Below are 26,886 nucleotides of genomic sequence, written 5' to 3'. Positions count from 1 at the left end.
GGCTCGGGTGCCGCGTGGCACCTCAGTTGCTGCTGGTGAGCGTTATATCAGTCAGTGATGTGGGTTCAACGGTTGGACGCAGGCCCAAAAGCGGAGCGATGCGCCCGATTATTTCGGCCGCGACAGGCACGGCTGTCCAGCCTGCGGTGCGGCGGGGCTTGTCGCCGGATGTCTCAACCGGTTCGTCCAGCGTCACAACCAGCACGTATTTGGGATCATGGGCGGGAAAGAGCGTGGCAAAGGTCGCGATAACCTTGTCCTCATAATAGCCGCCCGTGGGTTTGGGTTTGTCTGCCGTGCCGGTCTTGCCGCCTACTGCATAGCCGGGCACCTCGCCCATGCTGGCGGTGCCAGAGGTCACCACAGCGCGCAGCATGTCCCGTGCAGCGCGGGCCGCCTTGTCACTCATCACGCGCTCGCCCAGTTTGGGGCCGTGCTGTTTGAGGATGGTGGGGGCCACGACATAACCGCCATTGGCAATTGCCGCATAACCTGCAGCAAGATGCATCGGGGACGAGGACAGCCCGTGCCCATAGCTGACCGTGACCGCGCTGAGGTCGGTCCAGCGTTTGGGCAGCAGCGGCTTGCCGGTCGCGGCCTCGACAATCTCGAACGGCGTCGCCTCGAAAAAACCAAGGCGTTTCAGGAAGTCCTGCTGCCGCTTCACCCCGATCTGCAGCGCCATGCGCCCGGTGCCCCGGTTGGAGGATTTGACGATGATGTCGCTCACGCTCAGCTTGCCGTAATTCTTGTTGCGGAACTCGCCGATCGGAAAGCCGCCGACCCGCATCGGACCCTTGGTGTCGATGATTGTGCTGGGCGACACCAGGCCCAGATCGACTGCCTGTGCGGCGGTGAAAATCTTGAAGGTCGAGCCGAGTTCATACACCCCCTGCACCGAGCGGTTGAACAGCGGGCTGTCGGACTGATCGCCCGAGGTCGCAGGCCGGGGGCGGTTGTTGGGGTCAAAGTCAGGCAGCGAGACCACCGAGATCACCTCGCCCGTGTGCACATCCATCAGCACCGAGGTCGCGCCCTTGGCATTCATGATCTTCATGCCGCCATAAAGCACCCGTTCCGCCGCGGCCTGCACCGTAAGATCGAGCGAAAGCTGCAAGGGGCGCTGCCCGTTGGCCGGGTCACGCAGGTAGTCGTCGAATTGCTTTTCGACACCCGCCACGCCGATCACCTCGGCGGCGTGCACGCCTTCCTTGCCGAACGAGGCGCCTCCCATCACGTGGGCCGCAAGCGAGCCGTTGGGATAAAGGCGCATATCGCGCGGACCAAACAGCAGGCCCGGATCGCCGATTTCGTGCACGGCCTGCATCTGCTCGGGGCTGATTTTCTTGCGTACCCACAGGAACTTACGCTTGCCTGTGAAATCCTTGACCAGGTCCTTTTCCTCGAGATCAGGGAAGATCGCGGCAAGGCTTTTGGCAGCACCTTCCGGGTCGATCATATGTGGCGGTTGGGCATAAAGCGCGTGGGTCTCGAAATTTGTGGCGAGCAGCCTTCCATTACGGTCCACGATGTCGGCTCGGGCGGCGGAAATGGCCGCACCTTGCGCACTGGCGCGTGGTTCGACCGGGTCAGAGGTGGCCAGCATCCCCATGCGCACACCCACCACCATGAAGGCGCAGAAGAAAAACACGCCCAACACCAGCAGTCGCCCTTCCGCGCGCTGACGGGCAGAATCCCGCATTTCTTCATGGCGCATGGCGCGGTTTTCGCGCTCGATATCATCCGGGCTCTGCCCCGCCGCGCGGGCGGGCAGGATCCGGGCCAACGGGCGGAGCGGCGTTCGGGTCATTGCGTCTCCTCCGCCTGCGGCAGGGTGCCGGAGACATCCACGCTGTTGGTGATGTCAAGCAAGGGGGGGGCCGGATATGCGACCTCGTCCACGCGGCCAAACTGGTCGGGGCGGAAGGGCAAGAGGCCAAGGCGGTCAAAGTTGATATCCGCCAGATCGAGCAGCCGGTCAGGGCGGTTCAGATAGGCCCATTCGGCCTTGAGCACGGCAAGGCGCGCATGCGCTGTGCGGATGTCGCGGTGCAGCCGGTCGGTTTCAGAGAGCGAACTTTGCGTGGCATAGTTTTCGCGGTAGGCCCAAAAGGCAAGACCGATCACCGCCAGCGTGGTGAGCACATAAAGAACACTGCGCATCATAACATCCCTTTTACCTGCGGCATCCCGATGGATTTCGCGTCAATTGCACCAGCAGGCGCGTCCGTGCGGACCGCCACGCGCAGCTTGGCTGAGCGGCTGCGCGGGTTTGCCGCCAGTTCATCCGCGTCCGGGCCGATGGCCTTGCGGCTTTTGAGCGTGAACTGTGCGGCCTCTTGCGTGGTCTCCGGCGCGTAGCGATTGGCGTTGGCGGCCCGGCCCCCGCGTGCGGTGAGGAAGCGTTTGACCATGCGATCTTCGACCGAGTGAAAGGTGACGACCGCCAGCTTGCCACCGGGTTTCAGCGCGCGCTCTGCTGCCATAAGCCCTTGGTACAGCTCATCATATTCGTTGTTCACCGCGATCCGCAGCGCTTGAAAGCTGCGCGTGGCTGGATGTGACTGGCCCGGTTTGGGGCGCGGCAGGCACTTTTCGACGATTGCGGCGAGTTCCAACGTGGTGGTGATGGGACGCGCAGTGATGATGGCGCGCGCGATGCGGCGGCTGGCCCGCTCTTCGCCGTAGTGGAACAGGATGTCGGCCAAAACGCCCTCGTCCGCATCGTTCACGATGTCGGCGGCAGAGGGGCCCTCCTGGCTCATCCGCATGTCGAGCGGGCCGTCTTTTTGAAAGGAAAAGCCACGTGCGCTTTGATCAAGCTGCATGGAGCTGACACCAAGGTCGAGGACAACGCCGTCAAGGCCGGTTCCGTATTCATCCAGCCTGGAAAAAACGCCTGGCTGCATCTGAATGCGGTCGGCATATGCACCGGCCCAATTGGCAGCCATTTCGAAGGCAACAGGGTCACGATCCACCGCAATCACGCGATCAGCACCTGCCTCAAGCAACGCGCGGGTGTAACCGCCCGCACCAAAGGTGCCGTCCAGCCAAGTGCCTTCAATGGGCGCGCAATGGGACAGGATGGCGTCAATCAGGACTGGAATATGTGGCCCCCCAGACATCTCCTTATGCGTCCGTTCCAGCCGACATCTTATCCGAGGTCTCCGTCAAGATAGACCGACGGATCGACATCCGGGTCGTACCCGTCATCGTCAAGGGCGGCGATGCTGGCGTCATAAGCCTCAGGCTTCCAGATTTCGAATGTGTCACCGGAGGAGACAAAGCGGGCCATGCCCTCAAGCCCGATCTTGTCGCGCAGTTTGGCGGGCAGCACGATGCGCCCCGTGTCATCAACAACCGTCTCGATGGATTGGGCACTGTAAAGGCGTTCCATCGCCTTGCGTCGCGCCGATCCGCGGGGATGTTGGGAGATCTTGTCGTCCACCTCGTCCATGGCTTGAATGGTGAACCCTTCGAGATAGTCGCGGGTGTCCCCACCATAGACGATGATGATGCGGGGTGGCAGACCATCGGTCCAGTCGGGGTCGGCGGATTCGATAACACGGCGAAAAGAGGCCGGGATGGACACCCTGCCTTTTGCGTCCACCTTGTGGTCGCTTTCACCTCTGAACCTGCGTGCCACTGTTTTGGCCCGTCCCTTGCTACCGTTTCGCGCCCCAGCGCTCAAATCATTCCCCAGCCAATCGAATTATCCGCCCCTCTGGGGACAAGAGGTTCCATCCGCCCCTCTGGGGACAAAAGGTTCCATCCGCCCCTCTGGGGCGAGAAATGGAAACGGCGGGTTGATCTGCTGCCACTGATCAACCCGCCGCCCTCGTCCCGACTTGCGGGATGTCCAGCTGCGCGCGCCACCTGGGGGGATGTCTGCTCGCTCGCGCGCCGGATCTCTGGTCTGATGAAAGCGAGGTGCCTGTATGAAACCTGCTAGAGTTTATTGTTTGCTTGGGGTCGTTTGGTGCCCCGGGCTCGTTCTCATCCGATGCATTAGGGATGCCATGGGAATTGATGGGAAACAACAGTTTTTTACGGGTAAATGCCCTTAGACCTCGCAAACAGAGGGTCCAAAATACAGTACCGAGCGAGAGAAGCACGCCGCGCTGCGGATCATCATGTGGATCGACAGCAATCACACACTACATATTGTGTTGAATTGTGATCGAAATAAAAGTGCCATAAATTCCCAAAAAATGCAGGATTATGTCTCGGAGAACACCTATGTTCTATTTATGTTCCTGAATTTCAATCGAAAAAATCGATACCCTGTGCGCAAATTGATTCGAATCACGCGCAAAACCCAGCAATCGACCATGATTTCCCATGAGCAGACCCATGACATCCCATGCAGGTCCGGATCTTCTCTGTTTTCAAAAAATCCCGGGGGAGTCCGAAGGACGGGGCAGAGCCCCCTTCTCTATATAATGTCGTCGCGCAAGCGGCCGTTTGGAAACGGCTCAGGCCATCCCGCCCTTGATCAATCCTTCGGCGATGCGCGCAAAGGCCTGAGCCATCGGCCCGTCGCCCGCCGCCACCGGGGTGCCGCCATCGCCCGCCAACCGGGTCTCAAGATCGATCGGCAGCGCACCAAGCAGCGGCACGCCCATCTGCTTGGCCTCGGCCGCCACCCCGCCCTGCCCAAAGATCTCGTGCTCCGACCCGCAATCGGGGCAAACAAACATCGACATGTTCTCGATCAGCCCCAGCACCGGCGTTTTAAGCGTGGCAAACATGTCCAGCGCTTTGCGCGCATCGATCAGCGCCACGTCCTGGGGGGTGGACACAACAATGGCACCGCTCAACTCGGACTTGGTGCACAGGGTCAGTTGCACATCCCCCGTGCCTGGCGGCAGATCGACGACCAACACGTCCAGTTCACCCCACTCCACCTGCCCCAGCATTTGTTGCAGCGCGCCCATCAGCATCGGGCCGCGCCAGACCACGGCCTTGCCCTCTTCCATCATGAAGCCGATGGACATGAGCGTGACCCCATGCGCGCGCAGCGGAATGATCGTCTTGCCGTCAGGTGAAGCGGGGCGTTTGTTCACCCCCATCATGCGCGGCTGGCTGGGTCCGTATATATCTGCGTCCAGCAGGCCCACCTTGCGCCCCGCGCGCGCCAGCGCGACAGCAAGGTTCGAGGACACGGTGGATTTGCCCACCCCGCCCTTGCCCGAACCGATGGCAAGGATGCGTTGCACCCCGGCAGGCTTGGTCGGACCCTCTTGCGGTTTGGGATGACCCCCGATCTTGAGGCTCGGCGGCGCTGGCGGTTTTGGCGCAGGCCCATGGGCCGTCAGCGCCACGCGCACCTGTGTCACACCGGCAAGGCCAGACACGGCCGCCTCGGCCGCCGCCCGCAACGGCTCCATCCGCGCGGCGAGCTCGGGGCTGGGCGCTTCAATGATGAATTGCACCACATCACCCTGCACTTGTACCGCACGAATCAAATCGCGGCTCACCAGGTCGCCACCATCGGGCATTTCGATCCGGCGCAGGGCGGACAGGATTTCATCTTTGGTTATCGACATGGCGCGTTTCTCCGCTGAGGTGCTGCATTAACTGGCAGAATTCTGCGCGAGGGCAAGGGCTAGACAGTCCAACGGGCAAAAGAGCCAAATCCCTGTGCATAGTGCACGCAAATCAAGCGTCTACCCTATGCAATTGCTGCATGGCAGCATTGAACATGCGTCTATTGTGCATCTGCAGCATTGGCTTATGTTTGGATCAACACAAACGAGCAAGAGGCGAAGAACATGGCCTATTACAACGAATTAGCACAACGCAGCGACCTGGTCGAACGGACCCTGGCCACGCTTGCGCACTACTTTGAAGCCGCGGCAGCCCGTCATGCGACGCGCCGTGTCTACAAGACCACGCTGAGAGAACTGCAAGCTCTGTCCAACCGCGAACTGGCGGATCTGGGACTGCACCGCTCCGAACTCTCCCGCGTGGCATGGGAAGCGGCTTACGGCGTCAACGCCAACTGAGCCAACCGGATCAGATGTCCCTCTCCTCCTCCCTGGGGCATCTGAAATTAGCGGCGGCTCCTACCTCCTCCCAGGGGTCGCCGCGCCTTTTATTCCGCGCCTTACGGGGCGCCCCGAAACACCCCGCACCACATGGTGCGCGCAGATACACGGCCACGGTCTCCTCCCTGACCAAAGCGGTGTTGTCAGAGCGGCGGCTCCTACCTCCTCCCAGGGGTCGCCGTACTCTCCCTTCAGCACCCAGAACGGGTGCAACGCGATACATCACCTGACCGGTCCTCCTCCTCCCTGACGGGTCGGGTGGTGCAAATGACGCGGCGGCCCCTCCTCCCGGGGCCGTCGTGTTTGCGTTTTTGGAGGTGGGTGTGCGGCGGTAAGGATCGACTCGTCGCGATCACCTGCGTGAATGAAGCTGTTTCGCCCCATGGATCGACTGTGTGGCTGGTCGCTTTTCTTCGAAAAGCAACCCTTGCCACTCGTCGCATTCACCTTCGTGAAGGAAACCATTTCGCCCCATGGATCGACTGTATGGCTGGTCGCTTTTCTTCGAAAAGCAACCCTTGCCACTCGTCGCATTCACCTTCGTGAATGAAACCATTTCGCCCCATGGATCGACTGTGTGGCTGGTCGCTTTTCTTCGAAAAGCAACCCTTGCCACTCGTCGCATTCACCTTCGTGAATGCGACGGTCAAAACGGGATATCATCACAGCCTGAGATGAACCGCGACACGACCTTTTTCACGCCAGCCTTTTCAAAGTCGATCTCGAGCTTGTCGCCCTCGATCCCCACCACGGCACCATAGCCGAACTTCTGGTGAAACACCCGCTCGCCCATGGTGAAGCTGGACACCGCAGTGAGATCGATCACCGTGTTGCGGCTTTCCTTGGGTTGGGAAATGGGCCGTGTGCCCGCCCGGGCCTGCAGGCGCTTCCAGCCGGGGGAGTTGTAGACATTCGCCTCGGCCGCCGCCTTGTGCAGGTTGCTTTCCATCGTCGGGGCCGCCGCCCCGAACCCGCCGCCGTAAAGGCCCGGCGGTGTCAGCACGTCCACGTGGTCCTCTGGCAGTTCGTCGATGAACCGTGACGGCAAAGAGGATTGCCACTGTCCGAACACCCGCCGATTGGCGGCAAAGGAGATCGTGCAGACCTCTTCGGCGCGTGTGATGCCGACATAGGCCAGCCTGCGCTCTTCCTCCAACCCTTTGATCCCGCTTTCATCCATGGATCGCTGCGAGGGGAACAGCCCGTCTTCCCAGCCCGGCAGGAACACCATGGGAAATTCGAGGCCCTTGGCCGCATGCAGCGTCATGATCGACACCTTAGCCCCGCCATCATCCTGCTCGTTGTCCATGATCAGCGAGACATGTTCGAGGAAGCCCTGCAGGTTCTCGAACTGCTCCAGCGCCTTGACCAGTTCCTTGAGGTTTTCGAGCCGTCCGGGGGCTTCGGGTGTCTTTTCGTTCTGCCAGTGTGCGGTATAGCCCGACTCGTCCAGGATCACCTCGGCCAGTTCCACGTGACTGATCGGCGGCGGGCCATATTCCGTGCGCAAAGGCACCAGCCCCTCGTCGATCACGCTGTCATCCTCGACCACCTCGATGCGGGGGCCACGCAGCTTGCTGTTCCAGCGGGTGATGCCATCGACCAGCGCGCGCAGCTCGGTGCCGCCTTTGCCCTTGATCAGCCCCTGTTCGACCGCGATGCGCGCGCCTTCAACGAGGCTGACGCCATTGGCCCGCGCGGCGACCTGAATGGTTTGCTGTGCCTTGTCGCCCAGCCCCCGTTTGGGCGTGTTCACGATCCGCTCGAATGCCAAATCGTCCTCGGGGCTGACGACGACGCGGAAATAGGCCATGGCGTCGCGGATTTCGAGCCGTTCATAAAACCGTGGCCCGCCGATCACGCGATAGGGCAGACCGATGGTCAGAAACCGGTCCTCAAAGGCGCGCATCTGGTGGCTGGCGCGCACTAGGATCGCCATCTCGTCCAGTGACATAGGGTCCATGCCGCGCGTGCCGCGTTGGGCGGCCTCAACCTCGTCCCCGATCCAGCGAGCCTCTTCCTCGCCGTCCCAGTGGCCGATCAGGCGGACCTTTTCGCCGTCATCCTTGTCGGTCCACAGCGTCTTGCCCAGCCGATCCTGATTGCCGGCGATCACACCGGATGCCGCGCCCAGAATATGCGGGGTCGAGCGGTAGTTCTGTTCCAACCGCACCACATGGGCACCCGGAAAATCCTTTTCAAACCGCAGGATATTGCCCACCTCAGCCCCGCGCCAGCCATAGATCGACTGGTCGTCATCGCCCACGCAGCAGATGTTGCGGTGCCCCTGCGCCAACAGCCGCAGCCACAGGTACTGAGCGACGTTCGTGTCCTGATATTCGTCAACGAGAATGAATTTGAACCAGCGCTGGTACTGGGCCAGCACGTCCTCATGGGTCTGAAAGATCGTGACCATGTGCAACAGCAGGTCACCAAAATCGCAGGCGTTCAGTTCCTTAAGGCGGGTCTGGTATTGCTCATAAAGCTCGACGCCCATGTGATTGTAGGCCCCACCATCCGAGGCGGGCACCTTGTCCGGTGTCAGGGCGCGGTTTTTCCAGCCGTCGATGATGTTGGCGAGCATGCGCGCAGGCCAGCGTTTGTCGTCGATATTGGCAGCGCGGATCAGCTGTTTCAGCAAGCGTATCTGGTCGTCGGTGTCCAGAATGGTGAAGTTGGATTTCAGTCCGGCCAGTTCCGCATGACGGCGCAAGAGCTTGACACAGATTGAATGGAAGGTACCCAGCCATGGCACACCTTCAATCTGCCCGCCCAGCATCGATCCCACACGGTTTTTCATCTCGCGTGCGGCCTTGTTGGTGAAGGTCACGGCAAGGATTTCATTGGGCCGCGCCCGCCCGGTGTTCAGCAGATGCACGATCCGCGCGGTCAGCGCGCGGGTTTTGCCTGTCCCTGCCCCGGCCAGCATCAGTACCGGGCCATCAGCCTTTTCCACCGCCTCGCGTTGGGCCGGGTTCAGCCCGTCCAGATAGGGCTGCGGACGCGCGGCCATAGCGCGCGCGGACAGGGAGGCGCCCTCGAATGCGTCGAATTCATCGAAACTGCTCATGGGCGACAAACTAAACCGGACGCGGCAAAAGGGAAAGACGCATGTTCACGCGATGTTCCGCATCTCGGTTTTCCAGATTACCGAGGGCTGGCCGCTGCTCCGAAAGGCAATGGCGATGCACTCGATTTCAACGCCTTGCCGCTCCTGCCTGAACCGGACATAAACCCGCGCATGGACCTCGACTCTCGCTTTCCGGCCCCCAGTGACCTGCGCGACCGCGCCAAAAAACGTATCCCCAAATTCGTTTGGGAGTATCTCGACTCGGGCACCGGGGTCGAGGTGACGCGCCACCGCAACCGGATCGCGCTGGATCGCGTTGGGTTGATGCCCTCGGTCTTGCATGGCGAGTTCGAGCCGGACCTGACCACCCCCCTGTTCGGCGCAGAGATGCCCCTGCCTTTTGGCATCGCACCGGTGGGCATGTCGGGTCTGATGTGGCCAAATGCCGAGCGTTTGCTGGCCCGCGCCGCCGCGCAACTTGGCATTCCCTACACGATTTCGACGGTGGCCTCGCAATCGCCCGAGGATGTGGCCCCTGATCTGGGCACACATGGCTGGTTTCAGATGTATCCGCCTCGGGATGAAGAGATCCGGCGCGACATGCTGGACCGTGCCCGCAAGGCCGGGTTCAAGACGCTTGTGTTGACGGTGGATGTGCCGGTGGCCTCGCGCCGGGAACGCCAGACCCGCTCGGGCCTGACCAACCCGCCCCGCCTGACCCCGCGCCTGCTGGCGCAGGTGGCGATGCGCCCCAGATGGGCGCTGGGGATGGCGCAACAGGGCATGCCGCATATGCGGATGCTTGATGCCTATGCAAATGCCGCCACGGACAACCTGCCGGTCACCGCCCATGTCGGGTATTTGCTGCGCACCTCGCCCGATTGGGATTACGTCAAATGGCTGCGCGATGCGTGGGAGGGACCGTTTGTGGTCAAGGGCATCCTGCGTGCCAACGATGCCGAACGGCTGCAAGGGTTGGGTGCAGATGCGATTTGGGTCTCGAACCACGCAGGTCGCCAGTTCGACGCCGCCCCCGCCAGTATCGAAGTGCTGCCCGCCATTCGCGCGGCCACCACGCTGCCGCTGATCTTTGATTCCGGGATCGAGGGGGGCCTCGATATTCTACGGGCCATGGCCTCGGGGGCGGATTTCGTGATGCTGGGGCGGGCGTGGCACTATGCGCTGGGGGCGTTGGGTGCGGAAGGTCCTGCCCATCTGGCCCATATCCTCAAGGCCGATCTGATTTCGAACATGGGCCAGCTGGGCGCGCGCAACTTGCGCAATCTGCCCGAACCGTTTGTCCTGACCTAGGGCGTCCAGGTCAGGAAATTGCGGATCATGCGCAGCCCGATATCCTGGCTTTTTTCCGGGTGGAACTGCATGCCCAGCATCGTGCCCGTGCCTATAACAGCCGTCACATCGCCGCCATAGTCCACATGGGCCAGACGCAAGGCCGGATCGGCGACCTCGAAATGATAGGAGTGCACGAAATAGGTGTGATCACCCGTTTTTATGCCGTCAAAGACCGGGTGGGCGGCATCGAGCACAAGGTCGTTCCAGCCCATATGCGGCACTTTCAGCGCCGGATCGGTGGGCGCAATGGGCACCACCTCGCCCCCAACCCAATTGAGCCCGGGCGTGTCGGTATATTCCCGCCCCACACTGGCCATCAGTTGCATACCGACGCAGATGCCCAGAAAGGGGCGGCCCTTGATCTCGACCGCTTCGACCAGTGCATCATAGAGCCCGCCAGTGCCACGCAACGCCGCCGCGCAGGCTGGAAAGGCGCCATCGCCGGGCAGCACAACCCTGTCCGCGCGGGCAACAACATCCGCGTCCGACGTGACCACAACCGCGCCCGAACCCAGATCGGCGGCCATCTTCTGAAAGGCTTTTTCCGCTGAGTGCAGGTTGCCGCTTTCGTAGTCGATCAGGGCCGTGAGGCTCATAGGGCGCCCTTGGTCGAGGGGATGGCGTCGGCCACGCGCGCGTCCACTTCAAGCGCGACACGCAAGGACCGTGCGACAGCCTTGAAGGCCGCCTCGGCGATATGGTGGCTGTTGAGACCATGCAGCATGTCCACGTGCAGCGTGATGCCGCCGTGGGTCGACAGGGCCTGAAAGAACTCGCGCACCAGTTCGGTATCAAACGTCCCGATCTTGGGCGTGGGCAGATCGACGTTCCAGACAAGGAACGGGCGGCCCGAAAGATCGAGGGCGGCGCGCACCAGCGCGTCATCCATAGGCAACAGGCAGGACCCGTAGCGCTGGATGCCCTTCTTGTCACCGACCGCCTTGGTCAACGCCTGCCCAATGGCAATGCCCACATCCTCGACCGTGTGGTGATCGTCGATATGCAGATCGCCCGAGCACCGCACCGTCATGTCGATCAGTGCGTGGCGGGCCAGCTGGTCCAGCATGTGATCAAAGAACCCGACACCGGTCTGGTTGTCGTAGACACCCGTGCCATCAAGTTTCAGCTTGACCGAAATATCGGTCTCGGCGGTGGTGCGGGTCAGGGTCGCGCGGCGCATGGTTTCCCTTTCGAGAGGTCACTTCGCGCTCTCTATAGGCGGGTGGGCCCTGCGCGCCAAGTCCCGCAGCCCCCCCTTGTGCAGGGCGGGCCGGACATGTCACTAAAACGGCACCACATCCTCGTGAAAGGGCCGATGCCACATGTCGACATGCGTCTTTATCCAGATCCGCTGCCGCCCCGGTTCCACCTACAGGGTCGCCGAAGACATTGCCCTGCGCGAAATCCACTCGGAGCTTTATTCCACATCCGGCGAATACGACCTCTTGATGAAGCTCTATGTGCCGGCCAAGGAAGATGTCGGCAAGTTCATCAACGAACATCTCTTGGACATCGAAGGGATCGAGCGATCGATGACCACAATGACCTTCAAGGTGTTCTGAGCACCACTCCGGCCGTCCCGTCCCGGCTCACCCAGCGTTCCTGACCACTTCGAGCGAATCCCAGCCGTCTGCCGTCGCGCCCGCACCGGTAATCAGGAAGCCAAGCGCGTCGCCGCTGGTGGACAACCCAATTCCCGCATTGACTGCAAAAAGGGATGCATTCACTGCCACCGTCACGACCTGCTGGAACTTGTCTATTGCAATCGCCGGATTGTTTTGTGCGGCGCCCAGTTTTTCCACGACCGTCATGCCGCGCTTCAACTGCGCTTCGATCTCTGTCAGTTTTTTGTTCTCGGCCGCGATGTCATTGAGGCCCGCCGTGATCTTGGGCCGGATCGCATCGATCTCCTTTTTCATCCGAGTCAGTTCCTGGACCGTTTGCGCTGACCAGCTGTCGGAATTGGCGATCCCCTTCTGGATCGAGTCTTTCACCTGTGTGTCCAGGCGGGCCACATGGTCGATCAGCGGATTGAGAGAGCCCAGCACGTCATCCAACCCCCGTTCTGCCTTGGCGCGGCGCGCCTCAAGGGTTGGCAAGTCACTGCTGAGCGAATTGAGCGAGCCGGCAAACCCTGTCCCGGTCAGGGCGTTGACCAGCGCGCGGCCGACTTCGCCTGCCTTATCGCCGGCGGAAATATCCTGCTTTGTTTCGGCCTCTTCCTTGGCTTCCAGAAAAGCCTTGTTCAGGCGGGTGCCTGTAGCTTCTGCCTGTTTGGCCGCGTCGGCCAGGTCGTTGTAGTAGACGCGGTAGGTTTCGGCCCCCGCCGCCACGGCGCGCAAGAGCGAGATGGCCGCAGGCGCCAGTGTCACCGGGTTGCCCATGGACGTCGCAATACCGCCGACGGCCGCCGCACCGCCCACAACGGGCATCGCGGTGGCGATGAACTTCTTTTTCTTCAGGCCTTTGGTCACCTCGTAGCGTTTGCAGAACGCATCCCAGAATTTTTCGGCCACGGCTTCGGCGTCGACGTCAAAGGCTTCGATCAGCGGTGGGATCGCTGCGATATTCGTCGGCGTCGGATTCTGCAGCAGATGGGCGATTTCTGCCATTTTCGGATCAAACTCCTTGTTCACGGCATCAATCATTTTCTGTGCAAATGGCGCGGCATTGCGCTTGCGCAGGGTGCGCATGAACAGCGTCGGCACTGTCATGGTATACGGTTTGTCCGCGTTGCCGATCTGGTCCAGCGTCGCTTTTGGGACTGCGTCTTTGAGCGATGCGGCAAAGGACCTCGACCAGATCACAATCTCCCCGCCGTCATCTTCTATCTCGTCTTCGGCATCCTGCATTTCGTCGACTGCGTTGGCCGCGACTTCGCCGGAGTCGGCACCATCGGCACCGTCAACATTTTCAGCCGCCAGTTTGATCGACGGCTTTTCCTTGATCTTCGAGAAATAGGGCTTGAGCGTCGTTTCCTTGAAACCCGCGGCCCAGTAGCTGCAGGAAAACTCGGTCTGCCCGGCATCATTGATCGTGATCATGCCATGGGCCAGCAACTTGCCGGATTTCTTGACTGTGGACACCAGGGCGCTTCCCGCCTTGGACTTGTGCGCAACAATAACAATCGGTGCTTTCTTGTCGCCCTCGGCGGCAGCAAACCCAAAGCTTTTGCCCGAGGCCTTGCGCAATGCGGCCACAATACTCTCAAAACTGTCCATCAAAATCCCTCAAACTTTAAACCACTCTGTCCTGTCGACGGCTTCGCGCGCCGACACAGAATGTCTGGAGCATGCTGTGCCGGATGGACCTTGGCAACAACTCTTGTGTTCCGGTAGATGGGAATTCAGGCACGTGGGTTTTTAGGATTTGGCGGGCCTTAGGCCTGTGATGCCCTGTCGGTCATGCGCATCGCGGACGTGCGCCGCAACACCCAGGCGGCCAGTGATTTGAGGCCGATGCCGGTGCGGAATTCGAATTCTTCGAAATGAAATCGCCGTGCCGAGACGCCGTATTTGCCCAGCCCACTTTGCAAGGCTTTGCGCAAGGCGACGGGGCCGCAAAACGACAGCTTCACGCCAGACAGATTGCCCTGTACCCGCTCGGCGATGACATTGGCGGACAAGCGTTGCCCCTCGTGGGGCGCAATCAGGTGCAGGGTTAGGTTGGGTTTGGCTTTTGCAATCTCTTCCAGCTCGACGAGGTGCGGCGCGGTACTGCGTGATTTTACACAGAAAAAGAGGTCAACCGGGCCTGCATCGGCAGGCAGCGCTTGGGCCCATGCAAGGAAGGGCGTGATGCCGATGCCCCCGGCGACCCAGACTTCGGGCCCCTTGCCCGACAGGCGAAAGCGGCCAAAGGGACCCTGGATGCGCACGGTCTGACCGGGTGCAATCGCCCTTGTCAAATCATCGGTAAAATCGCCCAGCGCCTTGATGGTGACACGCAACTTACCATCCGCACCGATACTGGAAAAGCTGAACGGGTGCGGCTCATTCATCTCTGCACCGACAAATCGGAAGACCCCGAATTGACCGGGCTGTGCGCGCAGCGCCCTGCCCTCGGGCTGCATCGTGATGGCGGTCGCGCCACCTGTCTCTTCGATCGAGGCGATCTTGTAGCCATGGCTGGGGCGCATGGTTTCGGGCAATAACATCCACGCATAGGCGGCCAGTCCAAGCACACAAAACAAGCCGGTGTAGACCCCGGCAGGATCGGTCATCGCAAAGGGTTTCATGATGAAGAAAAAGTGCAACGCGCCTGCGGCAAACATGGCCCCCATGGCTTTGTGCGTCCATTTCCAAAGGTGATAGGGAATGAAGGTTGCAACAGAAATCACCACCAGAATGAGCAGGCCATAAAGGCTGAATTCGCCGAGGGTCTCGGCAAGGTCATTGAGCGCGGTTTCCCGCCTCAGGCCGCGCATTTCGGCGTCAATCGTGTCGTGCAAAAGGATGGCCACCATGGCGCTGATCCCGGTCCATTTGTGAAGGACATAGACCCGGTCCAGCCCGCCAAAGATCGCCTCGATCCCGCGCAGGCGTGTGGACAGGATTTGCCCCCATGCCATGAGGATCAGCGCGGCCAGTCCCAGATATTGCGATGACAGCGCGATCTGGTCGGTGACATTGGCAAGCGCGAACAACTGGTAGGCGGGGAACAGAGTGGTCGCGATAATCAGTATGAGGCCAAGCGGGTTCATGCGGGGTCCTTATGGTGGAGTGTGCGGTGCGGGTGTGGTTGTGTCGGGTCGCGCCGCGATCAGTCGTCGTCCCCGGTGGTCTCGTGGATGGAAAGGATGCGGCCACTGTCAAAGGCGACGTCGATGTCGAACGTCCGTCCTGCCCGCCTTGCGTCGACTTCGACTGCGCCGTCCTCGATCTCGATCTCGGTCGCGACAAAGCCTTGCGCGGCGAGCGCGGTCCAGATTGCCGCTGTCTTTGCGCCGTTTGCAGTAGTGAGGTCGAGATGGGCGAGAGCGCCTGCGGGGATCAGAAGCGTGGCCAACAGGATGGATTTTATGTCTTTGATCATGGTGCCGTCCCTTTTCGGATCAGAATTCTCCGCAATGCTGCGGTTGCGCTGATCTGGGGACGTTTGTCCGGTGCTTGAATTGCACTTTTGGAGGATACTGTGCGGCCTAGGCCGAAGGTTTAGGTCTTTTTTTAGTGGAAATTCTCGCTGGCGTGATAGCGGCACGCATGAGGATAAGGATGAGGGCGTAGCGCTCTGTTAATCAGTGGTTTTATTGGATTGCTGAAAAACCAATGGCACCGATCCAAAGGCAACGAAATAGGACCGCAATATGCGCCCAACACCCTTTACGGCGCGCTCTGCAACAGCTCCATCGCCAGCACTTGATCGACGCACAGGTGGGTCACAAGGTCGCCACGCAGCGAGGCCAGCGTCGCCTCGGTCCGGTTCGCACCGCACACCACCAACAGCTTTTTCTTGGGCTTACGCAGGTTGGCAAGGTTGGCTGCGATTACGCGGTCGTCGGGGGCGGTTTCGATGCCCTGCCCGTCTGCGTCGATGAACCGGCAGCAAATGATGCCCTTGGCCCCCAGTTTGCGCGCGGCCTGCAATTCCTGGGTGGTCGCCATGCCAGCCACCTTGAGATGCGTGTCAGGCGATACGTTCCCGACGGAGGCGACGATCATGTCCAGATCATCCAGCCGCGAGAGTTGTTCGCGGATTGTGGGCTCGTTCCGAAACACCTCGGCCAGTTCCGGTGAGGCGACAACCCCCGGCGCATGCAAGGTATAGCATTCGGCCCCGATCTTGCCCGCAATCTGGATGGCGCAGTTTTCTGAGGTCGGCACCCGCACCGAATTCATCGAGCCAATCAGTTGGCAGACCTGCACCCTTTCGGTGGATGAGGGTGCCATGACATCCGACACGGCCATGATCGTCTCGCCCCATGCGACACCCACACGGTCACCGGGGGCGACAATATCGAGAAATGCGGCCGCACCCACGCGACTGACATGCGCCAAAAGGCCCGCGCGATCCTGCACGCTGTCTCGGTTGTCAGCGGTCGCGATATAGACATCCTGCAGCCCGAACTTGTCGCGCAAATCCCGCGCGAGGTTGGACGACGACAGATGTTTGCCATCCACCCGTATCTCGACAATCCCGCGTTCGCGGCTTTCGCGCAGCAGGTTGACGATGGTCGCGCGCGACACCTGCATCCGCTTGGCGATCTCGCTTTGCGTCAGCCCCTCGCCATAATAAAGCAAAGCAATATTGGCGAGCAGCGCCTCTTTGTCTTCGCGGTTGCGGTTGGGCTGGGTGATCTGGACCATAGATTACTCTTTGACCTGCTTTTGCCCCGCCTGACCATAGTTTTTGTTGAACCAATTGTAACAGCGATCAATTTCCGACTGAGGCAGCTCATCCACAGGGCCGTGCAGCAGGGCCAGATGGGTCGTCATGGCGGCTTCTTCGAGATACATCGCGATGGATGTGGCCTGGGTTGCGGATTTGCCCATGGTAAAGACACCGTGGGCTTTGACCAGCACCGCCCAGCCGCCTGCGGCCGCCTCGATAATGGCCGCCCCTGTGTCGACCTCGCCGGGGGTTGCATAGCGCGAACAGGGCACGTCGCGCCCCAGCATATGGGTGATCGGGGTCGTCACTGCCGGGATGCGCGCGCCGCGCGCTGCAAAGCTGCTGGCATAGGGCGAATGGGTGTGAGTAATCCCAAACACATCCGACCGGTGGCGGTAGATATAGAGGTGAATGCCGGTATCGACCGAGGGCTTCATCTCTCCCTCAATCACAGTTCCCTCCAGATCGACAACCACCATCTTCTCCGGCGTCAGCTTGCTGAATTTGACGCCCGAAGGTTTGATCACCACCAGCCCCGTCTCGGGATCGCGCCCGGACACGTTTCCGCCCGAGCCGACAACGAGGCCGTTGGCGGGCAGTTCGTGGTTTTGTTCGCAAACCTCAGCTTTCAGTGCTTCCAGCATCTATAGGCCCTCCGGCAGACCATGGGGGTAGACCACGATTTTCAGCGACTTTTCCGCTTCGACCAGCATTTTGAAGGCGGCAGCGCTGTCCTTGATGTCAAAGTGGTGCGTCACGGCGCGCTTGGCGTCGATGCGGCCCGCATCGAGCAGGCGGAAATAGCTATACGTGTCGGTGTGATCAGATGAGTATTTGGATGTCACAGTGATCTCGTCGAAATAGGCCTTGTTGCCGTCGCGGGTCCACTCTTCACCCGGCGCCAAGGGGGCGCCCAGATGCAAGGTCCCGCCAACTTCGACCAAGGCCTCGGCCTGCGCCCAAGCGGAGGCGAAGGGTGCGATAACGATGACCGTATCGGCGAGGCGACCGTTGTTCAGCGCTCGCATGGCCGCAATCGCGTCTTCGGATTTGGGGTTGATCGTATGCGTCGCCCCCAACCCGCGCGCCTGTTCCAGACGCCAGTCGGAAAAGTCCAGCGCCACCACTTTGCCCGCGCCAAACAGCGGCGCCATATGGACAAAGCCCTGCCCCATGAACCCCGCCCCCACCACCGCGACCGTGTCGCCGGGCTGGATGTTGCAATGCTTGAGCCCGCCGACTACGCAAGACCACGGTTCGATCGTGATCGCCTCGATATTCGAGATGTGAACGGGGATGCGGTGGGTGTCCATGGCAAGGTGCTGCCCGGTCACACGGTAGTATTCGCAGACCCCGCCGGGATCGAGCTTCATACTGCTGTAAAACGGATCGCGCGTGAACTTGCCCCGCAGCGATAAATGCGAGTTCACGCGGCCCACATGGTGGTTCACGAACAGTCGCTCGCCAATTTTGTAGTCCGTTACGTTGGCCCCAACCTCGACCACTTCGCCCACAGGCTCATGACCCAGCACCTTGGGCTCAGCCTTTTTGTACCAGGCCATGGTTTCGCCACCGCACAGGCCGCAGGCAAGGGTCTTGAGCAGGATGTCGTCCGGCCCGATCTCGGGGATTGGGCGCTGTTCGATGCGAATGTCATCCAGCGCGTGATACACCGCTGCGGTCATCATGTTGCTCATGGTGGTCAGCTCCTCATGGCGGACCAGATGGGCTGGCTGGCGTCGATTGCCATCAGATAGGTCTCGAATATGTTGGAATAGATCGCGTGGGCGGCCGGGTCCGGGGTGAAGGTGTCAAATCCCTCGTCGCGCGCGCCGTTCAGCGGATCACATAGTCCTGCAGCAGCCCCGCCAAGCAGGGCCGCCCCCCACAGTCCGTGATCTTCGGAGGCATTGGCAAGGATCGTGACGCCAAGGATGTCCGCCACAATCTGGCACCATAATGTATTGCGCGCACCGCCCCCGGTCAGCACCACACGTTCGGGCGCAGGCGCGCCGCTGGCCTGCAGGCAGTGGCGTAGGCTGAACCCGGTGCCCTCCATCACCGCGCGGGCAAGGTCGGCCTTGGTGGTGCTGATGCGCAACCCGTGAAAGGACCCCGCCGCCTCGGGCGCGACAAAGGGCGCGCGTTCGCCGGTCAGGAACGGCAGGAACAGCACACCATTGGCGCCGGGCGGTACGTGCTGTGCGGCCTCGTTGATCTTGGCGCTGATTTCGCCTGCATCCGCGCCGCCAAAGCTGTTGGGATGCAGGGCAGCGAACCAGTCAAAGGCCGAGGCCCCGGTTTGCGGGGCCAGAACCCGGATCCAGTCCGCGCTGAGCGGGTGGTGCACGGTTGCGGCCAGCGGCGGCGTGGTGAACGGTTCGGGCGGGGCCACATAGGACAACACGGCCGTGGTGCCGAGGATCAGGCACATGTCGCCAGGCGCGTTGAGGCCAGCACCCGCCATCATCGCCGCCAAGTCCAGCGTGCCGCGCGCCACGGGCACAGGGCCAAATCCGAGGTCCGCATCGAGAGGGCCTGCAGGGTCGCTGGCCCTGCTGGGCTGGACCAACTTGCCCGACATGTCCGGCAGACCCAGAGCGGAAAAGATCTCGGGCGCGTAGCTGCCCGTGTCCAAATCAAGAAAGGGAATTGTCGCGTCGCTGAAATCACTGCCAAGCGTGCCGGTGAGGTTGTAGACGATCCAGTCCTTGGCAAAGAGGATATGAGCGATGCGCTCAAACACCGTCGGTTCATTGTCCTGCACCCAGCGCAGCGCGGCCCCGGCAGTGCCCGGCCAGATTGCAGTGCGGCAATGGCGGCTGATCGCATCGGCAGTGCCGTCTGTCGCCCAGTCGCTGACCTCATCGCTGGCCCGCGCGTCGTTCCACAGGATCGCATTGCGCAAGGGCTGTTTATCCGCGTCCAGCATCCACAACCCGTCGCCCTGCCCGCACACCCCGATCCCGGCAACGCGGCCGGTATCGATTTGACCCGCGATGTCGCGCAGACATGCGATGACGGCCTGCCAGATGTCCTGCATGGCGATTTCGGAAAACCGGGGTTCGGGCCGCAGCACGTTCAGCGACTGCCGCGCGCCTGCAACCGGTGTCCCTGTCAGGGTAAAGGCCGCTGCCTTGACGGCTGTTGTACCTGCATCGATGCCAATCAAAAGCCGTTCTGACACCCAGATCCCCCTCATCAATAAATTTGACACATGACATATAAATTGTCACATGTTAACCCTGATCTCGCTTACGATCCGAAACGGACAGCGAAGAATATGAGCGCTTTGACCCTTGATAATCAGGGCATGCCCAGGGAGGAAATCATGAATTACACCACGAAACTACTGGCCGCGTTGGCGATGTCTGTATCTGTTGCTGGCATGGCCGCAGCGGATGGCCACGCCAACCTCGAAGGCAAGACCATCGGCGTTGCGGTTGTCGGCACACAGCACTTTTGGGATCGCGAGGCCTTTAACGGCGCGGTCGACACGGTCAAAGAACTGGGCGGCACCGTGGTGCCGGTCGATGGCGGTCGCGACAATCAGGTCCATGCGGACAACCATGACATTCTGCTCAATCAGGGTGTGGATGCGGTGATTTCGATCCTTGGCGACGGTGCAGTTGAGCCGAAATTCGAAGCCCTTAAGAACGCGGGCATTCCGGTCTTTACCGTGGACCACCAGTCGCCCCATGCGGTGAACAATACAACGTCGGACAACTACTATATGGGCACCACGATTGGCCGTTATATGGCGGATGCGATCGGCGGCGAAGGCAAGGTTGCGGTGTTCAACGCCTTTGAAGGTGCGCTGCGCATTTGCGGCATCCGCACAGGCCTGTGGAAATACGTGCTGCAGGACTATCCGGGCATCGAAATCATCCAACCCGAACTGGCCGAGGAATTTGCCAACGCGCCCGAGGATGCGCGCAAGAAAACCCTCGATCTGCTCAGCCAGTATCCCGAAGGGACGCTGGATGCGATCCATGTCGGGTGCTGGGACCAACCGGCCATCGGCATTGTGCAGGCGCTTGAAGAAGCCGGGCGGACAGATGTGCTGGTCACAGCCCTTGATGGCGGCCCCGACACGCTCGAAATCATGGCCGAGGACGGCTCGCCCTTCGTGGCCAATGTCGCACAGCAACCCAACCTGATCGGCTCGACGGCCGCACGTAACGTTGCCGCTCATTTTGCGGGCGAGACGTTGCTGCCGCAGACCTTTGTGGATGTGTTCCCGGTCAATGGGCAGGCCGAGGCCAAAGCCGCCTATAAAGAGCTTGGATACGGCTCGCTGGACTGATCCTTCCCTGAAAGGGCGCGCCTTGACGCGGCGTGCCCTTTCCGACGACCTTCCTCAGACCATGACAACGGAAAGACCTGCTGTGGCGCACGCCCTTTTGCAGATGCACGACATAACCAAGTCGTTTCCCGGTGTGCTTGCGCTGGACAAGGTCGCGCTGAGCGTGCGCGCCGGAGAGATCCACGGCCTTGTGGGTGAAAACGGCGCTGGCAAGTCGACCATCATCAAGGTGCTGGCGGGGGTCTACAAGGCCGATGGCGGCTCTGTTGCGATGGACGGCGAGACGCTGGGTGACGTCAATCCCCGCACCATCCATGCCGCGGGCGTGCGGTTCATCCATCAGGAACTGCATCTGGTGCAGCACTTTACCGTCACCGAATCCGTGTTCATGGGGCAGGAACTGTCCGGCCCCACAGGTCTGCGCCGCCGCGAGATGACGCGCCGGGCCGAGGCGTTCTTTCGCGAGGCCTTGGGGACGGAATTGCAGGGCAGCACTCTGATCCGCGACCTTGGTATCGCAGAGCGCAAACTGGTACAGATCGCGCGCGCCCTGATTGACGGGGCGGCCAAGCTGGTGGTGTTTGATGAGCCAACCGCGCCCCTCTCCAGCGGCGAGACGAAGAAACTGTTTGCGGCCATCAAGCGACTGAAAGAACGCGGGATCGCGATGATCTATGTCTCTCACTATCTCGCTGAAATCACTGATATTTGCGACCGAGTGACCGTGCTGCGCAATGGCCGCAACGTTGCCGTGTTCGACGACATCCTGCCAGACAGCGCCGATGCGATGATCACCGCGATGGTGGGCCGAGAGCTGGATGCGCTGTTTCCCTCCTCAAATCATGCAGCCGCAGCCCAGATGCTGCAGGTCACTGGCCTTGCCCATGAGGCGTTCAGTGATGTGAGCTTTGAGGTCCGCGCCGGTGAGATCGTCGGCATTGCAGGGCTGATCGGATCGGGGCGCGAAGAGTTGGTGGACACGCTTTATGGTCTCAGAAAACCAAGTGCCGGGTCGGTGGTATTTGACGGCGCCCCCCGCACCTTCAAGGCCCCCCGCGATGCGGTCGCTGCAGGCATGGTGCTGGTCCCACGTGATCGCCGCCATGACGGGCTGGTTCTGGACATGACTGTCAGCGACAACGTGAACCTTGCCTCTCTCGATGACATTTCGACCGCGTTGATCGAACGGCGCAAGGCTGGCGCGGAGAAGGCGGCTGGGGTGACCGCGCAACTGGATATCCGCCCGCCCAACCCCGCAGCCGTCGCCCGCAACCTCAGTGGCGGCAATCAGCAAAAGGTGGTTCTGGGCCGCTGGCTGACACGTGGCGCCAAACTGTTCATTCTGGATGAACCGACCGTGGGTGTGGATGTCGGGGCCAAGGTCGAAATCTACACTTTGGTTGAGCAATTGGCGGCGGATGGCGCGGCGGTGATCGTGTCGTCTTCGGACCCGGCGGAATTGGTGGGGCTGTGTGATCGCGTCCTTGTCATGCTGCGCGGCGAAATCGTGGCCGAGGTGCAGGCAGACATGTTGGGCATCGATCATCTGGTGGCGCTGACAACGGGTGGCCAGGCGGCATGACGGCCGCGGCCTCCCCCCTACGCCGCGTGCTTGATGCGTTGCCAATCACCGTGTTTGTGCTGCTGTTCATCTATCTGAGCGTGAATTCCAACTCCTTCCTCAGCCTGCCAACGCTTGAGCTGATCCTGAAACAGGCGGTGCCCACAGTTCTGGTCAGTCTTGGCCTGGCCACTGTCATCATCGCCGGGGGCGATGACGTAGTGTCGGGTGGCATTGATCTGTCGATCCCGGCCACGGCGATCATCTGTGCGGCCATCGTCGCGGATCAACTCACCAACCGTGAGGCCACCCTGATCTGGGGGCTGGTGCTGGCCTTTGGTGCGGCGGGGGTTATTGGAGTGGTCAATGCGGGCCTTGTGGTCTGGGTTCGCATGACGCCGCTTTTGGCGACGCTGGCCACCTCGGTGGCGGTGGTGGGGGTGACCAAGGTCATCACCGAAAGCCGTCGCATCGGGGTCACGGACCCGACAATTGTCTTTATCCGCGACGGGCAGATTGCTGGTATTGCCGCAGGCGTTGTGCTGACAGCCATTGTTGCGCTGGCCTTCTGGCATCTGGTGCACCGCACCAGGTGGGGTATGAACCTGCAGGCCACCGGGGGCAGCCGGGACGCCGCGCAAATCAGCGGAATTGCGACCAACCGTTTCGTGGTGCAGTCTTTCCTTCTGGCCGCGTTCACGGGCTGGATCGCCTGCACTTTCGTTCTAGCGCGCGGGTCCGGGTCTTCACCCGGCTCCGAGGAAAATCTGCTGCTCGAAATGGTGCTGGCTACCTTCCTCGGTGCGGCCTTTTCCCCGCGCCGGGTGGTGACGGTCTGGGGCGCTGTGCTGGGGGCGGTTTTGGTCTCGGCACTGTCTGTCGGATTCATCTCGATCGGTGTGAACGTCTTTTGGACGGGCTGCATCAAGGGCGCGCTGATCCTGCTGGTTGTCGCTTCGGCCGCAGCGGGGCGCGCGCAATGAGGGCGGTGCTGGCACGCTATGGCTTTTTGCTGATCATCGCAGGGTTCTTTGCGTTTTTCTCGCTCTATAACCCGGCCTTCCTGACGCTGGGCAATCAGATGAACATGGTTGAAGGCTCGGCCGTGCTGCTGATCCTCGCGCTTGGCATGACGCTGGTTGTGGCGTTGGGGGGCATTGATCTGTCGGTGGGCATCGCCTTTGACATGGGCGCGGCCTTTGCCGTTGTGGCGCTCAAGGAATATGACGCAAGCTGGCAGGTCGCTTGCCTTGTCGGTGTCCTTGGCGGGGTCGGCGTCGGCGTGCTGAATGCGATCCTGATTGTCGGGCTCAAGGTCAGCCCCTTTATGGCAACCCTCGGCACCTTTTTCATCGGCTCGTCGGTCCAACGCATCTTTACCAACGGAGGCGGGCCGATTTCGCACCGGCGCATGCCGCAGGAATACCGAGACCTTGCCGTGGGGGACGTGTTTGGCATCCCGACCGAGATCATCATCGCCGCCGTTGTGCTGATCCTCTATTTCATCTTCCTCGAACGCTCGATCCTCGGCAAACGGGTGCATGCCATCGGGCTGCAACGCTCAGCCGCGAATGTGGCGGGCATTCCGGTGCGAAAATACATGTTCGTCGCGTTCATCATCGCCTCGGCCACCTGTGCGATTGGCGGGCTGATCGGGTCGGCCAATATTCGCATGTTCACGCCACTGGCCGGGTTTTCCTACCTGCTCGATGCCATCGCCGCTGTGTTTATCGGCGCCTCGATCCACCCCAAGGGCCGCCCCAATGTGATCGGTACGCTGATCGGTGTGCTGTTTCTGGGTATGATCGGCAACGGGCTGAACCTGATGGGCCTGAACTTTAACCTCAAGGACGCGCTGTCAGGGCTGATCCTCGTCGGGGCCTTGGCGTTGGCGGTGGGCCAAAAGAGGCTGCGCTAGCTCTCCACGAAAACGGGTTGTCGATGCACCGTGATCTCGGGCAGCGGCCCGTCCCATTTGCGAAGACGCACAAGGGCCGTGTGCGCGATATTGCCCTGACTCAGCCCGGTGCTGCCCTTGTCCAGTGTCAGCATGTTCGGGTTGCCGTGAATGCAGGTGGGTTTGCCATCGATCACGCGCAGATCCAGCCACGCCCCAGTGGGCAGCGCGACCGTATCCGGGCGCAGCGCGTCTGAGACTTGCACCCCCGCAAGACAGGCCCCACGCGCGTTTTCAAGCAGGACGACATCGCCGTTCTCCAGCCCATGCGCCTGCGCGACCTGGGGATGGATCGTACACGTCTCGCGCCCCACCGTTTTCGACGCTTTCGAGGTTGACCCGCTGTCGTTTTGCGCGTGCAGCCGTGTGTCGGGCTGGCCCAAAATCAGGTGCAGTTGATCGGGCTGCGCTTGCCCCAGCCATTCCGCGGGTTCCCGCCAGACAGGATGCGCCGGGCAGTCCGCAAGGCCCATCTGTGCGATTGCCGCGCTCTCGATCTCGATCCGGCCGCCGGTGGTGTTCAACCTGTTGGCTTCTGGATCGTCGACAAAGTCCTTGAACAAGAGCCGTTCCTGCGCTGTGTCGGGCACGTCGAACAGACCCACCTGCCGGAACGCGTCAAAGGTCGGCAGATCAAAGCCGTTCTTTTCCGCCACCCCCGCGCAGTCCTGCCACAGTGCTTCGTGCCACTCTTGGGCGCTGCGCCCTTCAGTAAAGGCGTCCTTGGTGCCCATGCGCGACGCAAGGGCGGCAAAGATGTCATAATCGTCCCGCGCCTCGCCCAAGGGGGGCATCGCGGCAGACATGTAGACCAATGCCGGGTCGCGGCGGTTGATCATGAGGTCATCGCGCTCAAGCGCCGAGGTTGTCGGCAGCACGATGTCGGCACGGCGCGCCGTTGCGGTCCAGCTGTGATCCATCACCACCACTGTGTCGGGGCGTTGCCACAGTGTATCAAGCCGCGCGAGGTCCTGATGGTGGTGAAACGGATTGCCCCCGGACCACCAGATCATTTTGGTGTCGGGATAGCGCCGGTGTTCGCCGTTATAGGTGTAGGCTTGGCCCGGATTGGCCAACATGTCGGCCAGGCGGGCCACGGGAATGAAATCCGACACAGGGTTCGTGCCCTGCGGCACAGAGGGCCAGTCGATCAGCTTGCGCGGGCGGCCCACGGTTTCATGAGAACCATAGCCAAAGGCAAAACCCGTGCCGGGCCGCCCGATTTGGCCCAGCACGCAGGCGAGCGCCAGACCGGCCCAAAGCGTCAACTCACCATGATCGGCGCGCTGCAGAGCCCATGCGAGATTGATCATCGTTTTGGAGTGCGCCATGCGGGCGGCAAGGTCTCGGATGGTGTCTGAGGGAATGTCGCAGATTTCCGCCGCCCACTCGGCCGTCTTTGGGGTTCCATCGCTGCCCATGATGTAGGCCTCGAACACCTCGGCCCCGTTTGTGCAGCGCGACAGGAAATCGCGATTGGCCTTGCCGGTGACAAACAACTCGTGCGCCAGCGCCAGCATCAGCGCGCTATCGGTGCCCGGGCGCGGTGCGATCCACTCGGCACCACCCTCCGCGTCCACATCTGACCGCAGGGGCGAGATGTTGACAATATGACACCCCCTTGCCCGCGCACGATCCAGCCAGTCCTGCGTTTCGTGCACTGACGTACCCGAGGATGTCACCTGTGCTGCGCGCTTTGAGATGCCGCCAAAGGCCACCAGCAGTTCGCAATGCTGCGCGACCAGCGGCCAGCTTGTCGTCTGGTCGAGAAAGCCCCGGTTTGTCAGTCCGACGATATGGGGCAGGATCACTTCGGCAGCCGCGTGAGAATAGGTGTTGGCGGAACTGACATAGCCACCAATTGTATTGAGAAACCGCCGCATCTGCGATTGCGCGTGATGAAAACGCCCCGCCGCCGCCCAGCCATAGGAGCCTGCATAAAGGGCGCTGTTGCCATGGGTGTCTACGATGCGCTTCAGCTCTTCTGCGACGATATCCAGCGCCTCGTCCCATGGCACCTGCACGAATGGCGCATCCCCTGCCCGCTTGCGGTCGCGGGATTTCAGCCATCCCGCGCGAATGGCGGGGCGGGCAATGCGCGTGTCGGTGTTGCGCATCGCATCGAGCCACCCCCCGCCGATGCGCGCAGGATGCGGATCACGCGGCAGTGGCGCCAGCTTGGTCGCCGCACCCGTGCCGTGAATTTCATATGCGCCCCAATGGGCGGCGGTGAATCTTGGTCTCATCCTACAGCTTTCC

The 26,886-nt window shown here is 61.4% G+C and carries 23 protein-coding genes; 7 read left to right on the top strand and 16 right to left on the bottom strand.

What is annotated here, in order from left to right:
- Positions 1 to 22: 22 nt before the first annotated feature.
- The 5 genes from Q1A89_RS06130 to Q1A89_RS06110 form a co-directional block, all read right to left on the bottom strand.
- Positions 23 to 1,810 carry a penicillin-binding protein 2 gene (locus tag Q1A89_RS06130; RefSeq protein WP_299724951.1) on the bottom strand — a complete coding sequence of 596 codons (1,788 nt, stop codon included), beginning with the start codon at positions 1,808 to 1,810 and terminating at the stop codon, positions 23 to 25.
- Entirely contained in the window at positions 1,807 to 2,163 is a 357-nt protein-coding gene (locus Q1A89_RS06125) for a cell division protein FtsL (RefSeq protein WP_299726119.1), read from the bottom strand. Before Q1A89_RS06125 ends, Q1A89_RS06130 begins: the two co-directional genes overlap by 4 nt.
- Entirely contained in the window at positions 2,163 to 3,125 is a 963-nt protein-coding gene (gene rsmH, locus Q1A89_RS06120) for a 16S rRNA (cytosine(1402)-N(4))-methyltransferase RsmH (RefSeq protein WP_299724949.1), read from the bottom strand. Before rsmH ends, Q1A89_RS06125 begins: the two co-directional genes overlap by 1 nt.
- A 29-nt stretch (positions 3,126 to 3,154) precedes the next feature.
- Positions 3,155 to 3,646 (bottom strand): division/cell wall cluster transcriptional repressor MraZ, encoded by a 492-nt coding sequence (gene mraZ, locus Q1A89_RS06115; protein ID WP_299724947.1) that lies wholly within the window; start codon positions 3,644 to 3,646, stop codon positions 3,155 to 3,157.
- A gap of 829 nt (positions 3,647 to 4,475) precedes the next feature.
- Positions 4,476 to 5,549 (bottom strand): Mrp/NBP35 family ATP-binding protein, encoded by a 1,074-nt coding sequence (locus Q1A89_RS06110; RefSeq protein ID WP_299724945.1) that lies wholly within the window; start codon positions 5,547 to 5,549, stop codon positions 4,476 to 4,478.
- A gap of 225 nt (positions 5,550 to 5,774) precedes the next feature.
- Here Q1A89_RS06110 and Q1A89_RS06105 point away from each other — a divergent pair, with 225 nt between their 5' ends.
- Entirely contained in the window at positions 5,775 to 6,008 is a 234-nt protein-coding gene (locus tag Q1A89_RS06105) for a DUF1127 domain-containing protein (protein ID WP_299724943.1), read from the top strand.
- 688 nt (positions 6,009 to 6,696) lie between these two features.
- Here Q1A89_RS06105 and Q1A89_RS06100 read toward each other — a convergent pair.
- Complete coding sequence (locus tag Q1A89_RS06100) at positions 6,697 to 9,120, bottom strand: UvrD-helicase domain-containing protein (protein WP_299724941.1); 2,424 nt, start codon at positions 9,118 to 9,120, stop codon at positions 6,697 to 6,699.
- A 171-nt stretch (positions 9,121 to 9,291) separates the two neighbouring features.
- Here Q1A89_RS06100 and Q1A89_RS06095 point away from each other — a divergent pair, with 171 nt between their 5' ends.
- Complete coding sequence (locus Q1A89_RS06095) at positions 9,292 to 10,431, top strand: alpha-hydroxy acid oxidase (protein WP_299724939.1); 1,140 nt, start codon at positions 9,292 to 9,294, stop codon at positions 10,429 to 10,431.
- Here Q1A89_RS06095 and hisH read toward each other — a convergent pair.
- Both hisH and hisB read right to left on the bottom strand, forming a co-directional pair.
- Positions 10,428 to 11,069 (bottom strand): imidazole glycerol phosphate synthase subunit HisH, encoded by a 642-nt coding sequence (gene hisH / locus Q1A89_RS06090; RefSeq protein WP_299724937.1) that lies wholly within the window; start codon positions 11,067 to 11,069, stop codon positions 10,428 to 10,430. The genes Q1A89_RS06095 and hisH overlap by 4 nt on opposite strands.
- Entirely contained in the window at positions 11,066 to 11,653 is a 588-nt protein-coding gene (hisB, locus tag Q1A89_RS06085) for an imidazoleglycerol-phosphate dehydratase HisB (RefSeq protein ID WP_299724935.1), read from the bottom strand. The genes hisH and hisB overlap by 4 nt, the downstream gene beginning before the upstream one ends.
- Before the next feature lie 142 nt (positions 11,654 to 11,795).
- Between hisB and Q1A89_RS06080 the strand changes: the two genes are divergently transcribed.
- Positions 11,796 to 12,035 (top strand): Lrp/AsnC ligand binding domain-containing protein, encoded by a 240-nt coding sequence (locus Q1A89_RS06080; protein WP_299724933.1) that lies wholly within the window; start codon positions 11,796 to 11,798, stop codon positions 12,033 to 12,035.
- Between the two features lie 27 nt (positions 12,036 to 12,062).
- On the opposite strand, the gene Q1A89_RS06075 is transcribed toward Q1A89_RS06080, so the two are convergent.
- From Q1A89_RS06075 to Q1A89_RS06045, 7 genes are all read right to left on the bottom strand, one after another.
- Positions 12,063 to 13,694, bottom strand: a complete 1,632-nt coding sequence (locus tag Q1A89_RS06075; protein WP_299724931.1) for a hypothetical protein — start codon at positions 13,692 to 13,694, stop codon at positions 12,063 to 12,065.
- 158 nt (positions 13,695 to 13,852) lie between these two features.
- Positions 13,853 to 15,175 carry a ferric reductase-like transmembrane domain-containing protein gene (locus tag Q1A89_RS06070; protein ID WP_299724929.1) on the bottom strand — a complete coding sequence of 441 codons (1,323 nt, stop codon included), beginning with the start codon at positions 15,173 to 15,175 and terminating at the stop codon, positions 13,853 to 13,855.
- 59 nt (positions 15,176 to 15,234) lie between these two features.
- Positions 15,235 to 15,507 carry a PepSY domain-containing protein gene (locus tag Q1A89_RS06065; RefSeq protein ID WP_299724927.1) on the bottom strand — a complete coding sequence of 91 codons (273 nt, stop codon included), beginning with the start codon at positions 15,505 to 15,507 and terminating at the stop codon, positions 15,235 to 15,237.
- 287 nt (positions 15,508 to 15,794) lie between these two features.
- Complete coding sequence (locus Q1A89_RS06060; RefSeq protein ID WP_299724925.1) at positions 15,795 to 16,778, bottom strand: sugar-binding transcriptional regulator; 984 nt, start codon at positions 16,776 to 16,778, stop codon at positions 15,795 to 15,797.
- A 3-nt stretch (positions 16,779 to 16,781) separates the two neighbouring features.
- Positions 16,782 to 17,447, bottom strand: a complete 666-nt coding sequence (locus Q1A89_RS06055) for a class II aldolase/adducin family protein (protein ID WP_299724923.1) — start codon at positions 17,445 to 17,447, stop codon at positions 16,782 to 16,784.
- Entirely contained in the window at positions 17,448 to 18,500 is a 1,053-nt protein-coding gene (locus Q1A89_RS06050) for a zinc-binding dehydrogenase (RefSeq protein WP_299724921.1), read from the bottom strand. It lies immediately after the preceding gene.
- Between the two features lie 5 nt (positions 18,501 to 18,505).
- Positions 18,506 to 20,005 (bottom strand): FGGY-family carbohydrate kinase, encoded by a 1,500-nt coding sequence (locus Q1A89_RS06045; RefSeq protein WP_299724919.1) that lies wholly within the window; start codon positions 20,003 to 20,005, stop codon positions 18,506 to 18,508.
- Positions 20,006 to 20,134: 129 nt separating this feature from the next.
- Between Q1A89_RS06045 and Q1A89_RS06040 the strand changes: the two genes are divergently transcribed.
- The 4 genes from Q1A89_RS06040 to Q1A89_RS06025 all read left to right on the top strand — a co-directional run bounded on the left by Q1A89_RS06040 (position 20,135) and on the right by Q1A89_RS06025 (position 24,588).
- Positions 20,135 to 21,109, top strand: coding sequence for a sugar ABC transporter substrate-binding protein (locus Q1A89_RS06040; RefSeq protein WP_299724917.1), 975 nt, complete (start codon positions 20,135 to 20,137; stop codon positions 21,107 to 21,109).
- Between the two features lie 61 nt (positions 21,110 to 21,170).
- The gene (locus Q1A89_RS06035) at positions 21,171 to 22,691 is read left to right on the top strand and encodes a sugar ABC transporter ATP-binding protein (protein ID WP_299724915.1); all 1,521 of its coding nucleotides are present in this window, start codon (positions 21,171 to 21,173) and stop codon (positions 22,689 to 22,691) included.
- Entirely contained in the window at positions 22,688 to 23,653 is a 966-nt protein-coding gene (locus Q1A89_RS06030) for an ABC transporter permease (protein ID WP_299724913.1), read from the top strand. The genes Q1A89_RS06035 and Q1A89_RS06030 overlap by 4 nt, the downstream gene beginning before the upstream one ends.
- On the top strand, positions 23,650 to 24,588 hold the full coding sequence (locus Q1A89_RS06025) for an ABC transporter permease (protein WP_299724911.1): 939 nt from the start codon (positions 23,650 to 23,652) through the stop codon (positions 24,586 to 24,588). Before Q1A89_RS06030 ends, Q1A89_RS06025 begins: the two co-directional genes overlap by 4 nt.
- Here the strand turns inward: Q1A89_RS06025 and Q1A89_RS06020 are convergent.
- Positions 24,585 to 26,873 (bottom strand): molybdopterin-dependent oxidoreductase, encoded by a 2,289-nt coding sequence (locus Q1A89_RS06020; protein WP_299724909.1) that lies wholly within the window; start codon positions 26,871 to 26,873, stop codon positions 24,585 to 24,587. The two genes, Q1A89_RS06025 and Q1A89_RS06020, sit on opposite strands and share 4 nt — an antisense overlap.
- Positions 26,874 to 26,886 lie beyond the last annotated feature (13 nt).

This window comes from uncultured Tateyamaria sp. (assembly GCF_947503045.1).
Classification (GTDB): Bacteria; Pseudomonadota; Alphaproteobacteria; order Rhodobacterales; family Rhodobacteraceae; genus Tateyamaria.
The sequence above is the reverse complement of the archived record's forward strand: the minus strand, read 5'-3'. Positions and strand labels throughout refer to the sequence as shown.